Raw genomic sequence first — 12,878 nt, forward strand, 5'->3', positions numbered from 1 at the left:
GGGGCTCACCGGCCCCGGGGGTTTTGCAGTTTGGCTGTACAGCCAGGAATCCATAACAATGACGATACCCTTACTCAATTGCGATATCGGTGAAAGCTTCGGCGCCTGGACCATGGGCTGCGACGCCGACATCATGCCCTTTATCGATTGCGCCAACATTGCCTGCGGTTTCCACGCCTCCGACCCCAGCATCATGCGCAAGACCGTGACCCTGGCACTGGCCCACGAAGTTCGCATCGGTGCCCATCCGGCCTACCCGGACCTGGTCGGTTTCGGTCGCCGCTCGATGAGCTGCTCACCGCAGGAAGTCGAAGATCTGATGCTCTACCAGATCGGTGCGCTGGACGGTATCTGTCGCGCCCAGGGCGGCAAGGTGCAGTACGTCAAGCCCCACGGTGCGCTGTACAACGACATGATGCGCAATGCCCAGCAACTGCGTGCGGTGTTCAAGGCCGTGGCCGCCTATGAGGGTGAATTGCGGCTGATGCTGATGGCTCAGCGTGACAACGGCACGGCCCTGGCCCTGAGCGAGGAGTTCGGCGTACCGCTGTGGTTCGAGGCCTTTGCCGATCGCGCCTACGATCCGAGCGGGCATCTGGTCTCTCGAAGCGTGCGCGGCGCGGTTCATCATGATCCGGAACGGGTGATCAACCAGGCCGTGACCCTGGCCCGTGGCGAAGACCTGGTCGCCAGTGATGGCAGTGCCCTGAACCTGCAGGTCGATACGATCTGCGTGCATGGCGACAACGAGAGTTCTATCGCCGCCGTGCAGCGTATTCGCCTGGCCCTCGGGGAGCTGCGGTCGGTATGAGGATTCGCATTGAAATCGTTGCCATTGACTGCCTGATGGTGCGGTTGTTCGACGCCATCGATGAGGCCAATATGCCGTGGATGCTGGCGGCCTCGCTGCGTCTGCGCGAGCGTTTCGGTCGTGGTCTGATTGACCTGGTACCGTCCTACACCACGCTGATGGTGCACTACGACCTGCGCCAGTTGCTGGCGGCGCAGGCCCGGCAGTTGATCGCCGAGGCGCTCGACGGCTTGCAGCCGGATGTCGGTAGCAGTGGTCGCAGTCACAGCCTGCCGACCTGGTATGACCTCAAGGTGGGGCCCGAACTCCAGCGGCTGGCGCAGCGCAGCGGGTTGTCGGTCAATGAGGTGATCGAGCGTCACAGCCGCCACGAGTATCAGGTTTTTGCCCTGGGTTTTGTCCCCGGTTTTGCCTTTATGGGCCTGGTCGAGGAAAGCCTCGCCAGCCCGCGACTGAGCACACCGCGCAAGCGTGTGGCGGCCGGTAGCGTCGGTATCGCCGAGCGCCAGACCGCCGCCTACCCGCAAGTTTCTCCCGGTGGCTGGAACCTGATCGGGCGCACGCCGGTGAAGCTGTTCGATCATTCGCTGGAGGGCTACAGCCTGCTGCAACCGGGCGACCGGGTGCGTTTCGAGGCGGTCAGCCATCATGAGTTCATCCGCCTGGGTGGCGACGACACACCACTGGAGGCCTTGGCATGAGTGGCTTGCAGGTAGAACGCAGTACCCCCCTGGTGCTGCTGCAGGACGCTGGCCGTTTCGGCATTCGCCAGCTCGGCGTGACCCAGGGCGGCGGCGCCGATTGGATCTCGATGTCCTGGGCCAACTGGCTGCTGGGTAATGCGCTGGAGGCGGCGGTGATCGAGATCACCCTCGGCGGCCTGGAACTGATTGCCCAGGAAGATGCCTGTCTGGCCCTGGCGGGTGCCGACCTCGGCGCCCGTCTCGACGGCCAGCCGCTGCAACCCTGGCGCAGTTTTCTGGTGCGCCGTGGTCAGCGCCTGGTCTTCAGTCAACCGATCCAGGGCGCGCGCGCCTACCTGGCGGCTCCCGGTGGTTTCGATGCGACACCCGTCATGGGCAGCAAGGCCACTGTGTGCCGTGAAGGCCTGGGTGGTCTCGACGGTGCGGGGTTGGCGCTGGCGGCGGGTGATCGGCTGGTCTGGTCCGGCACTTCGCCGCAACCGCGGGAGCTGGAGGCGGGCCGTATCCCTGACCTGGTTTCGACCCGACCGCTGGAAACCGTGCTGGGGGCGCAGATCGCCGACTTCGCCGGGCAGAGTCTGTTCGATGCCTTCAACAGCCCCTGGCAAGTCGATTCGAGAGCCGACCGCATGGGCGTGCGCCTGCTCGGGCCGACTTTGCACTACCAGGGCAAGGCGCTGATCTCCGAGGGTATTCCGCTGGGCGCTATCCAGGTGCCGCCGGACGGCCAGCCGATCATCCTGCTCAACGATCGCCAGACCATCGGCGGCTATCCACGCCTGGGGGCCCTGACCCCGCGCTCGCTGGCCCGCCTGGCGCAGTGCCTGCCGGGTGACAGCCTGCGGCTGGCGCCGGTGGTCCAGGCGGTTGCGCAGGAGCAGCACCTGCGTTTCCTCGCGCAATGGCATTGACGCCAACCCATGCCGCCACGTCCGCTGTCCGGGCGTGGTGGCGCGCATTCATGCCGCGTTTCGTAGCCGTTCCAGGAAGTGCTCCCAGACCTGCGGATTGAGCAGATGAGGTGGGCGTTCGCCACGCAGCAGCGTCTGGATCTGTTGTGCGGATGAGCGTGCGACATTGCGCCGGCCACCCACGCTGACGCCGGCGGTATGGTAGGTGGCGATCACGTTTTCCAGCGCCAGCAATGGCGAACCGTGGGGCGGCGGCTCCACGGCCCAGACATCCAGCCCGGCCCCCGCCAGATGACCGTCTTTCAGCGCCTCGTAGAGTGCTTCCTCATCGTGAATGCCGCCGCGCGCGGTACTGACAAACACCGCTCCCGGCTTCATCGCCGCGAACTGCCTGGCGCCCATCAGGTGTCGGGTCGAGGTGTTGAGCGGGCAGTGCAGCGAGACGTAATCCGACTCGGCCAGCAGTCGCTCAAGCGTTGCCGGTTGGGCCCCGCGTTGGCCAAGGGTGTCTGCGTCCAGGTGCGGATCATAAGCCAGCACGTTCATCCCGAAACCACGGGCCACCCTTGCGGTGCGCTCGCCGATAACGCCGAGACCGATGATGCCCAGGGTTGCCCCGTGGATTTCATCGCCCATCAGCTCTTCGCGGGCGAAACCGCTGTCCGTCCGCAACCGCCGGTTGGATGGAACGATGCGCTTGGCCAGGGCCAGGATCAGCCCGAAGGTGTGTTCGGCCACGGAGTTCGCGTTGGCCCCGGCCTGGTTCACCACGGCAATACCGGCGCGTGTACAGGCGTCGACATCGACGGTGTCGTAGCCCGCACCGCCGCTGGAGACGCAGAGCAGGTCCGGGCAGCGTTCTATCAGCGCGGCATCGGCGAACCATTGGCGCGGCAGTTCATCCTTGGCGGCGGTGACGTGATAGGCAGCCGAACGGGCCAGGCCCGCCCAGACGCCATCTTCGTCGGCGCGCAACAGGCGTTGCAGGCGCAATGCCGGGGATGCCTCGATCAGTTCGTCGAAGATCGGATTGATCCACAGGTCCAGGCGGCTGACAACTTTGCTCGATGAGCTAGACATACTCTGTCCTTTATCCAGGAAAGCCACGGTTCAAAGGTGTGATTCAAGGGCGTGACAGGACCGGCTGACGGTCGGTGACCCCGTTGTCCGCTTCGACGGTGATCGTGGTTTTCGGGCGCGGTTCGACCATGGTCAGCAGGATGATGAAAGTGAGTAGGGAGCAGGCCCCGAGAAAGACGAAGACCACGTTCCAGCTGTAGGCATCGAGCAGCACGCCGACGACAAACGGGGCAAAGGCACCGCCCAGCGAACCGCCGGTATTGACGATGGACGCGGCGAACGGGACCTTGTCCTTGACCGCCAGGCCCATGGGGTAGACCAGGAATGTCGAATAGCCGATGTTGAGGAGAATGCCGGTTAGCAGGAAGATGCCGGCCAGCAGTGCCGGATCGTCCGGCGAGTTCAGCAGCACCAACATCATCACGATGGTCGCCAGGGCGGTGATCAGCATCGCCGGCTTGCGGCGCCTGTCGAAGACCTTGTCGGAAAGCCAGCCGCCCAGCAGATTGCCGATGATCGCGCCGACCCAGGGGAAGGCTGCCACCGCACCCATCTTCAGCACGGAGTAATGCTTGACCGAGACCAGGTACGTCGGCACCCAGGTCATGATGGTGTAGGTGATGCCCACCATGAGGAAGTAACCCAGCGCACAGGCCCAGACGTTCCATGACCTGAGGATACTGGCGTTGTCCGCCAGCAGGTCCATTTCACGACTGCGAATAAAGCGGTCAAGCCGGCTGTGACGGGGCGCGAGGGTGGCAGTGGCCTTGGCTGGGGGCGTGTCGATTTCCTGGATATAGCGCCTTTCGGTTTCGGAGCAATGCGCGCTCTGCGACGGATCATCCTTGACATAGAGCCACCACAGCGCCGCGATCAGCAGGCCCGGGAAGGCAAAGATGTAGAACACTTCCCGCCAGCCATACAGGCTGACGATCAGCGCACACAGCGGCGGGACAAAGGCTGGCGCAAACTTGATCGACGACATGAAGATGCCGGTCGCCAGGCCTTTTTCCCGTGACGGGAACCAGCGATTGATGATCGAGACGATACCGATATTGATCGGCCCCTCGGCCGCGCCCAGCAAGGCACGGGCGAGCTTCAACTGCAGCACGCTGCTGGTCATGCCGATCAGTAACGTCGACAGAGAGGTCAGCACCAGGGAGGCGGTCAACAGATTGCGGATGCCGAAGCGGCTGAACAAGTAACCGGCGGGAATCTGCACCAAGGCATAAGTGAGGTAGAACAGGCTTGCCAGCGCACCGATATCGGTATTGCTGAGCATATATTCCTGTTTGATGAAGGGCACTACGACACCGATATTGGCCCGGTCCGCACCGGCGATCATATAAGCGAGGAAAAACAATGCGGCGACTATCCAGCGGAAGCCGCCTCTCTTTGGAACAGTAATACGAGATGCTGGCGAATTCATCGAGTGACCCGGTATTTTTCTTATTGGGAAAATAAATACTAGGGTTAGCGGAGGAATATCTTTAGCGATATTTAGGACTCGAATACCATCACTTTTTTTCCGCGAACTGCGTGGAATATGTCACGCCCACTTCCGAGTAATCAGCGGGCAATCAGCAGTCTGGAAAAATCACACAGTTGCTTCGCCATCTCGGCGATCTCGGCACTCACGCCGACCCAGCGATCACCCCGGTGCAGGGTGATGTAAGGTGCGTCCGGGAGGGCCGGCTCGCATTGCAGCTCGCACAGGTCACCACGGTCGAGCAGGTGCGCCAGGCAATCTTTGGGCAGATAGGCGATACCCAGTCCGGATGTCGTCAGGCCCACCTGGGCGAGCAGATTGTTGACGTTGATGGTACGGGTGAAGTCCACGCCCTGTGCGGCAAACCAGCGCTGGTAATGCAGCCCGGCCCCGGAAGAAACCCCCTGGGTCAGCAGTTTCTGGCTTGCCAGTTCCGCCAGGGACCAGACGCGGCTGCTATCCAGCAGACGTGGCGAGCACATCCACACATTCCTCACGCTCTGCAATTGGAGGCTGACAAACCGTGCATCGGCGTAGACCGCCGGCGCCACGATCAGGTCCAGCTGATCCTGTTCGAGCTGGCGAAACAGGCCCGAGCCGACATCCACCGAAGGCTCCAGTTGCAGCCTCGGGTAAACGGCATTGACGCGTTCCACCAGCGCAGGCAGCCAGGTCATTGCCGTCAGTTCGGTCACCCCCAGGCGAAAGCGGCCCACGAGCGCCGATTTGTCGCTGACCTCACCGAGCATCTGGTCACGCCGCATCAGCAGGTCGCTGGCATGGGCCAGCAATAGCGCACCCTTGGGGGTCAGGCGCGAGGTGCGCCGTGTACGGTCGAACATGGCGACGCTGAAGGTTTCCTCCAGCTCGGCGATACGCTTGGAAATCGCCGATTGGGACATGTGCAGCTTGTCTGCGGCGGCCTCGAAGCTACCGAGCTGGGATATCCAATACAGGGCTTCCAGCTGCTTGAACGTGACCATCGACATAACCTTGTGATTACTAAAAGAGATGGTAAATCATATATAAATATCGCTAAAAGTATAATTTTAGACTCACTACTATCGGTTTGTCGTGATAACAAACCTAATAAGTAGGGCATCTTATGTTACTTCCAGGCACCCGTATCAACCCATCGGTTGCGACCGCTTCCACTTCTCTGATCGAAGCCTTTGCATCAGTGGTTACCCCTCATATCAGCGACAACCTGGGCCGGCATATCGGTGCTCGTGGCCTGACGCGCTATAACCGCACGGGCAAGTTGGTCGGTACGGCGCTGACGGTCAAGACCCGTCCGGGAGACAACCTGTATATCTACAAGGCCCTGATGATGCTGAAGCCGGGCCACGTCCTGGTGATTGATGGCCAGGGCGACACCAACAATGCGGTCATCGGTGAACTGATCAAGTTGTACGCCCTGCAACGCGGCTGCGTCGGCTTTGTCGTCGACGGCGCCATCCGTGACGTGGCGTGCTTCGAGAACACGCCGTGTTATGCCAGGGCCGTGGTGCACTGCGGGCCGTACAAGACCGGGCCGGGCGAGATCAACGTGCCGGTGTCCATCGGCGGCATGGTGATCAACCCGGGGGACATCGTGGTCGGTGACGAGGATGGCCTGGTCGCGTTCTCCCAGGAAGCGGCCGAGGACGTGCTGGTCAAGGCCCGTGAACACGAAGCCCACGAAGAGCGGGTGAAGGCCGAGATCGCCACTCATGCGGTCGAGCAATCGTGGATCACCAACGCCCTCGTCAAAGCCGGCCTGATGTGAGGCAAACCATGAGTACAGCACTTCTTTCCCGACGCGTCCTGAGCATTGCCCCTTCGCCGAGCATCGCGGCCAATGCCCTGGTGGCGACGTTGCGGGCGCAAGGCCGGGACATCGTCAACTTCACCGTGGGCGAACCCGACCTCGCCACCCCGGCGCATATCGTCGAGGCGGCCCAGGCGGCGATGCTGGCGGGGGATACCCATTACACCAATACCCTCGGCACGCCTGCGCTGCGCAAAGCCATCGTGACCAAGCTGCAGCGTGACAACGGCCTCGAATACACGGTCGATCAGGTTGTCGCGGCCGCCGGTGGCAAGCAGATCATTTTCGAAGCGCTGGCGGCGACCCTCGATCCCGAAGACGAAGTCATTGTGCATACCCCGTACTGGGTTTCATATCCGGATATCACCCGGTTGAACGGCGGTACTCCGGTTGTTGTCGTCGGGCATGAAGGCAACGGTTTCAAACTGACGCCGGAGGAACTGGACGCGGCCATCAACCCGCAGACGAAATGGTTGATCCTCAACTCACCGAACAACCCCAGCGGGGCGGTCTACACCCTGGATGAGTTGCAGGCCCTCGCCGAAGTGCTGCGCAAACATCCCGATGTACTGGTCATGGCCGATGAGATCTACGAGCACTTCGTCTATACCGAGGGTGGGCATGTCTCTTTCGCCAACGCGGCGCCCGACCTGAAAGAGCGGACGCTGATCGTCAACGGTGCTTCGAAGGGCTATGCCATGACCGGCTGGCGCCTGGGCTTCGGCGCCGGCCCGACCTGGTTGATCGCCGCCATCGGCAAGCTGCTGTCGCAAAGCACCACCTGCCCCAGCTCGATCAGCCAGGCGGCTGCGGTGGCGGCATTTGCCGGCGATCAGGCACCGGTCCGCGCCATGGCCAGCCTCTACAAGGCACGGCGCAATCTCATGCTGGAGCTGCTGTCCGCCATCCCGGGATTGAGTTGCGTCATCCCGGACGGCGCGTTCTACGTGTTTGCCAACGTGGCGGGGCTGCTCGGTCGTCGGGTCCCGCAAGGCTGGACACTGCGGACCGATGCCGACGTGGTCCGCTACTGGCTTGAAGAGGCCGGCGTGGCGACGGTGGTCGGCGACGCCTACGGTCTCAGTCCCTACGTGCGTCTTTCCTTCGCCAGCGGCGATGCCTTGATCCGCGAAGGTTGCGCGCGCCTGCACAAGGCCTGCGCCGTGTTGCGCTGATCGGCCGATTCGAGCCGACAGCTGTCAGGGGAGGGTACTGCCTCCCCATTGAAAACAAGATCCTGCCACTGACATCACCTGTGAGACGGACATGCATAAACCTCGTATTCCCCTGGTCGTTCAGATCCTGATCGGCCTGATCCTCGGCATCGCTGTCGGTGCCTTGCTCAACCACTTCCCGGACGCACGTCCCTGGCTCACCGAAAACCTGCTGCAACCGGCCGGCGACCTGTTCATCAAGCTGATGAAGATGATCGTCATTCCCATCGTGTTCTGCTGCATGGTGGTCGGCGTCGCCGGCCACAGCGATCGCAAGGCGCTCGGCCGGATGGGGATGAAAACCCTGCTGTACTTCTTCGCCGTGACCACCACCGCGATCATTGTCGGCCTGGTGCTCGGCAATCTGCTCCAGCCGGGTGCCGGCACCGATCTGCACAGCCTCAAGGCCGCCAGCATCAGCCTGCCTGCCGGCAGCGGGCACCAGGGGATCATGGGCCTGCTGTTGGGCATCGTGCCGGATAACATCGTCGACGCCATGGCCAAGGGCAACCTGCTGCCGGTGCTGTTCTTTGCCGTGATGTTCGGACTGGCGCTGTCCGGCCTGCCCGATGAGCGCAGGGAGCCGGTACTGGCGGTGTTCAGGGGGCTGAGCGATGCGATGTTCCGGATCACCTCGATGGTGATGGCGTACTCGCCCATCGGGGTTTTCGGCATGATTGCCGTGACCGTCGCCAACTTCGGTTTCTCCTCACTCCTGCCGTTGGCGAAGCTGATACTGGTCACCTATGTCGCGCTGATCCTGTTTGCCGTGGTGGTGCTGGGCAGTATTGCGCGGCTGGCCGGTGTCTCGATTTTCGGCTTGATCCGGCACATCAAGGATGAGTTGGTCCTGGCGTTTTCCAGTGCCAGCTCGGCGGCGGTGATGCCGCAATTGATGGTCAAGCTGGAGAAATTCGGCGTGCCACGGGAAGTGGTGTCCTTTGTCGTCCCGGTCGGCTACTCGTTCAACCTGGATGGCGCCTCGCTGTTCCTCGGCATCGGCACGCTGTTCGTCGCCCAGCTCTACGGGATAGAACTGAGCCTTGCCCAGCAGGCGGTCCTGGTCGTCACCATGGTCCTGACCTCCAAGGGCGCGGCAGGCGTGCCCGGCTTCATGTTCGTGATCCTCTCGGCGACCCTGGCCAGCGCCGGGCTGCCGCTGGAGGGCATTGCGTTCATTGCCGGTGTCTACAGGGTCATGGACATGGGCACCACGACCCTGAATGTGCTCGGCAACGCGTTGGCGCCCCTGGTGATCGCGCGCTGGGAGCGGGGGAGCCCGGGCCTGGACGCCCAGGCCCGCGATGATCAGGCCACCGGGATCAGCGGATCGGCAGATGCCAGCGCCGTCGCACGCTCGGCGGCAGGTGGATAGATCCATACCCTGTTGATACTGGTCTTGAGCTTCTTGGCTTCGTCCTTGACCCGTTTCAACTGACGGTCCCAACCCTCGGTGTACACCGCGCCCCATTCCGTGACTATCGCAGCAGGTTTTCGCGCTGATCGAGCCGATAGATGGCTGAGGGCATCGCCGGTCCGGATCGGGCCAAGCCCTGATTGCATGCGGCGCAACGGCCCTGATGGGGGCCGCTGCGTATTCAACGGTAGTCTGCCGGAAGGCCGTGGTTATCTACTTCTGCGGGTACTTGAAGGTGAACGTCTCGCTGAAAGGTCCCCACCATTCCGGCACGCCGGTTTCCTTGTCGATGTGATGGAAGAAACCGTTGACCTGCGGGCTCTCGTAACGCAATACCACGGTGTAGGTGCCCGGTCCGTCCATCTTGACGTTGTTGGCGTAGTGCGCGCCGTCTTTGGCGACCATCGGCAGCAGCGTGCCGATTTCCTTGTAGTCAGGTGAGCCTTGCTTGACCAGCAGGTAGGAAATTCGCAGGTACGGTATCCACTCGCCGTTGGCGAAACCGTATTTGTTGTCCGCGGTGGCATGCACGTCCGTTTCAAGGTGCACGCTGTCGGCGCCCATCACCATGCCCGGAGGCATGGGGGCCATGTCGATTCCGACCAGGTAGGAGGAAGCGATCTCCATGTCATGGGTCTGCACCGGACCACCGATGGGAAACTCGCGGGCTTGTGCGCCTGCCGCGAAAGTCAGGGCGCCGACACCGGCAAGGGCCAGCGCCAATACGTTGAATGAAGATTTCACGGTGTACTCCTGAGGACGTTGAGGTTCAGTGAATCGTGGCTGCGGCGGGGCGCTGCCTGATCAACCAGCGGCCAATGATCAAGGTGGCCAGGGTGACGGCCCAGGCGGCCAGCTGCACGCCCATGGGCCTGTCGCTGTAGCCCAGCAGTGCCTGGAGTACGCGGCCGGTCATGCTGCCGTCGGCGACGATCGAGGAGCTGTCCCACCACTCGTAGCCCCAGGCGGGAATCAGGTCCGCACCGGCGAGGATCGCGGCCGCGCGCCCGGCCATGCCCGCCGCCAGCAAGGCGATCAAGCCGCTGGTGAAGTCGAAGAGTTTGTTCAACGGGATGATGACCAGGCCGCGATAGAGCAGCCATGAGACCAGGCTGCCGGCCAGCACGCCCAGCACCCCGCCGGCCAGCATCGACAGGGCGGATGTCTGGCCGGAGGCGGCGATACCGTAGAGGAACAGCACTACCTCCGAGCCTTCGCGCAGCACGGCCACAGCGACCACGGTGGCCATGGCCGGCAGGGACGACTCGCCGCGCGTCACGGCGCGCCCCAGCGCTTTCATTTCGGCGGCGATTTCCCGTCCGTGGCTGGCCATCCACAAGGTGTGCCAGCCAAGCATCACCACCGCGACCAGCAGGATCGCACTGTTGAAGATTTCTTCGCCGAACCCCGACAGCGACTCGGTGATCGCACCGGCAAACAGGGCCAGCACGCCGGCTCCGAGCACGCCTGCGCCGATACCGATGACGATGTAGCGTCCCCGGTGGCTGATGCCCTGGGTCGCGGCCAGCACGATGCCGACGATAAGACCTGCTTCCAGGACTTCGCGGAATACGATCAGCAGACTAGCGAGCATCGTCCTGGCCTCCTGTCGCCGTCACGGTGACCGTGCCCTTGGCGTCATCCGGATGGTAGTCGTCAAAGAAGCTGTAGGTCCCGGGATGCATGGGGCCGGTGAACACCGTGATGGTGCCGCCCGGGACGATGATTTTTTCGAACTTCATGTCGTAGCTTTCGAACTCGTCAACGGAGTTGTCGTGGCTGGTGAGCTGGATGCGAAAGCGCTTGTCCGCCGGGACCGTGAAGGTCGACGGGGTAAAGTGATGATTTTCCAGCACGAGGGTGATGGGGGCGTCGTCGATTGTTTCGGCGGCCAATGCTATCGGGCTCGATAGCAGGAAAAGGACAGAGGTGAATGTGATCCGGGCAAGCATGAAGGGCTCTTGTTAATAAGACTCATTCTCGAATGTTGCGTGTTACTTTCCGGGGAAGCAATCCGCCAGAGGGCGTAACCGAGCTTCTTCATGAAGATTTCATGTTCGAGGTCAGGAGGCTCGGCTGAACCGCTATCGCCCTTTTCTAAGCTAAGTCCAAAACAGTATTTAAAAGATATTATTTAGAACGTTTAAGCTGGTTCCACCACGCCACTCAGGGGGGATGCCCGGACGTTCAGCGCCTCTGTTGCCGGCGCGTCCCATGCCCGAAGAGTGGAACACCGCCCTTCAGTCCGCAGGTTCGCCACCCCATGAATGCCTTATCGCTGAGCCGTAAATTGATCACCCTGCTGGGAGTTGTCGGTATTTCCCTGAGTGCCCATGCGGCCGACTTGACCATCGGCTATATCACTGGCATCGATCCCACCAAGCTGCCCATCGCCGATGGCACGTTCGACAAGGTCATCGGCGAGAAAATCAACTGGCGCCGCTTCGATGCCGGGCCGGCGGTGATTGCGGCCATGGCCTCCGGCGACCTGCAGATCGGCAACCTGGGCTCAAGTCCATTGGCCGCCGCGGCCTCGCGTAAATTCCCACTGGTGGCGTTTATCGTCACCTCGCAGATCAAGGGCTCCGAGGCCCTGGTGGTGCGTGACGGCAGCGGTATCAAGAGTCCCCAGGACCTGATCGGCAAGACCATCGCCACCCCCTTCGTTTCGACTTCCCACTACAGCCTGCTCGGCGCGCTCAAGCACTGGAACCTGGACCCGGGAAAAGTGAAGGTGGTCAACCTGTCTCCGGCGGAAATTACCGCGGCCTGGAAACGCGGTGATATCGACGGCGCCTTTACCTGGTCGCCGGCACTGGGTGAAATCCGCAAGACCGGGAGGATCCTCACCGACGCCGGTGAAGTCTCGCAGTGGGGTTCGCCGACCTTCGAAGTCTGGGTGGCGCGCAAGGACTTCGCGGAAAAACATCCGGAAGTCCTGAAGAAGTTCACCCAGGTCAGCCTGGCGGCAATTGCCGACTACAACGCGCACAAGGCCGAGTGGACCGCCGACTCCGAGCAGGTCAAGACCATCGCGCGCTTTACCGGCGCCAATCCGGCCGATATCCCGGAACTGCTGCAAGGCTCGCATTTCCCTGATGCCGCCGAGCAGAAATCCGCGCAGCTGCTGGGCGGTGGCACGGTCAAGGCGGTTGCGCAAACGGCCGAGTTCCTGAAAGAGCAGGGCAAGATCGAAAGCGTTCTTCCTGACTATTCACCCTATGTCAGTGACCAGTACATCTCGCAATAACCAGCCTGCCATTGCCCACTGAAGCCACTCGATAGAGTGGTTTTTTTTTGCCTGTCGTCGAGAAGCTTACTGATTCGATCAATACATACGCGGGCAATTTGATTGTCGCTTCAATGGCGACGCTGAAGCGCATGGTGCGTTATTTATGCCTGCCGCAGTGATACGCATAATTCAGCCATCCATGCGGGAAAG

At 62.1% G+C, this 12,878-nt stretch carries 13 protein-coding genes and 1 pseudogene; 7 read left to right on the forward strand and 7 right to left on the reverse strand.

The features are described 5' to 3' along the window. Positions 1 to 58: 58 nt before the first annotated feature. From HX851_RS13715 to HX851_RS13725, 3 genes are read left to right on the forward strand one after another with little or no spacing between them, the layout of a single operon-like run. Positions 59 to 811 (forward strand): 5-oxoprolinase subunit PxpA, encoded by a 753-nt coding sequence (locus HX851_RS13715; RefSeq protein ID WP_177065702.1) that lies wholly within the window; start codon positions 59 to 61, stop codon positions 809 to 811. Next, entirely contained in the window at positions 808 to 1,512 is a 705-nt protein-coding gene (pxpB, locus tag HX851_RS13720; protein ID WP_177059926.1) for a 5-oxoprolinase subunit PxpB, read from the forward strand. The genes HX851_RS13715 and pxpB overlap by 4 nt, the downstream gene beginning before the upstream one ends. Continuing rightward, positions 1,509 to 2,426 carry a 5-oxoprolinase subunit C family protein gene (locus tag HX851_RS13725; RefSeq protein ID WP_177059918.1) on the forward strand — a complete coding sequence of 306 codons (918 nt, stop codon included), beginning with the start codon at positions 1,509 to 1,511 and terminating at the stop codon, positions 2,424 to 2,426. Before pxpB ends, HX851_RS13725 begins: the two co-directional genes overlap by 4 nt. A 48-nt stretch (positions 2,427 to 2,474) precedes the next feature. On the opposite strand, the gene HX851_RS13730 is transcribed toward HX851_RS13725, so the two are convergent. The 3 genes from HX851_RS13730 to HX851_RS13740 form a co-directional block, all read right to left on the reverse strand. Further along, positions 2,475 to 3,506 carry a hydroxyacid dehydrogenase gene (locus HX851_RS13730; RefSeq protein ID WP_177059917.1) on the reverse strand — a complete coding sequence of 344 codons (1,032 nt, stop codon included), beginning with the start codon at positions 3,504 to 3,506 and terminating at the stop codon, positions 2,475 to 2,477. A 43-nt stretch (positions 3,507 to 3,549) separates the two neighbouring features. Beyond that, positions 3,550 to 4,935, reverse strand: a complete 1,386-nt coding sequence (locus HX851_RS13735; RefSeq protein WP_177065705.1) for an MFS transporter — start codon at positions 4,933 to 4,935, stop codon at positions 3,550 to 3,552. Positions 4,936 to 5,075: 140 nt separating this feature from the next. Further along, positions 5,076 to 5,978, reverse strand: a complete 903-nt coding sequence (locus tag HX851_RS13740; protein WP_177065707.1) for a LysR family transcriptional regulator — start codon at positions 5,976 to 5,978, stop codon at positions 5,076 to 5,078. 122 nt (positions 5,979 to 6,100) lie between these two features. On the opposite strand from HX851_RS13740, the gene HX851_RS13745 reads away from it, so the two are divergent. From HX851_RS13745 to HX851_RS13755, 3 genes are all read left to right on the forward strand, one after another. Then, positions 6,101 to 6,763: an RraA family protein gene (locus HX851_RS13745; RefSeq protein ID WP_177059914.1), complete on the forward strand. Its 663-nt coding sequence runs from the start codon at positions 6,101 to 6,103 to the stop codon at positions 6,761 to 6,763. Between the two features lie 8 nt (positions 6,764 to 6,771). Further along, a complete protein-coding gene (locus tag HX851_RS13750) occupies positions 6,772 to 7,980 on the forward strand; it encodes a pyridoxal phosphate-dependent aminotransferase (RefSeq protein WP_177059913.1) in 1,209 nt (402 codons plus the stop codon). Between the two features lie 91 nt (positions 7,981 to 8,071). Beyond that, positions 8,072 to 9,394 (forward strand): cation:dicarboxylate symporter family transporter, encoded by a 1,323-nt coding sequence (locus HX851_RS13755; protein ID WP_177059912.1) that lies wholly within the window; start codon positions 8,072 to 8,074, stop codon positions 9,392 to 9,394. Here HX851_RS13755 and HX851_RS38695 read toward each other — a convergent pair. From HX851_RS38695 to HX851_RS13770, 4 genes and pseudogenes are all read right to left on the reverse strand, one after another. Continuing rightward, positions 9,328 to 9,489: pseudogene (locus HX851_RS38695) on the reverse strand (NAD(P)/FAD-dependent oxidoreductase); the annotation flags it as partial. The gene HX851_RS13755 and the pseudogene HX851_RS38695 sit on opposite strands and share 67 nt — an antisense overlap. A 160-nt stretch (positions 9,490 to 9,649) precedes the next feature. Then, positions 9,650 to 10,180, reverse strand: coding sequence for an iron transporter (locus HX851_RS13760; RefSeq protein ID WP_177059911.1), 531 nt, complete (start codon positions 10,178 to 10,180; stop codon positions 9,650 to 9,652). 25 nt (positions 10,181 to 10,205) lie between these two features. Beyond that, positions 10,206 to 11,030, reverse strand: coding sequence for an FTR1 family iron permease (locus HX851_RS13765; protein ID WP_177065709.1), 825 nt, complete (start codon positions 11,028 to 11,030; stop codon positions 10,206 to 10,208). Beyond that, on the reverse strand, positions 11,020 to 11,388 hold the full coding sequence (locus HX851_RS13770; protein WP_177065711.1) for a cupredoxin domain-containing protein: 369 nt from the start codon (positions 11,386 to 11,388) through the stop codon (positions 11,020 to 11,022). Before HX851_RS13770 ends, HX851_RS13765 begins: the two co-directional genes overlap by 11 nt. A 311-nt stretch (positions 11,389 to 11,699) precedes the next feature. Between HX851_RS13770 and tauA the strand changes: the two genes are divergently transcribed. Further along, positions 11,700 to 12,686 carry a taurine ABC transporter substrate-binding protein gene (tauA, locus tag HX851_RS13775; RefSeq protein ID WP_177059906.1) on the forward strand — a complete coding sequence of 329 codons (987 nt, stop codon included), beginning with the start codon at positions 11,700 to 11,702 and terminating at the stop codon, positions 12,684 to 12,686. Positions 12,687 to 12,878: the final 192 nt, after the last annotated feature.

The sequence above is a fragment of the Pseudomonas gingeri genome, from assembly GCF_013385635.1.
In the GTDB taxonomy this organism is placed as follows: domain Bacteria; phylum Pseudomonadota; class Gammaproteobacteria; order Pseudomonadales; family Pseudomonadaceae; genus Aquipseudomonas; species Aquipseudomonas gingeri_A.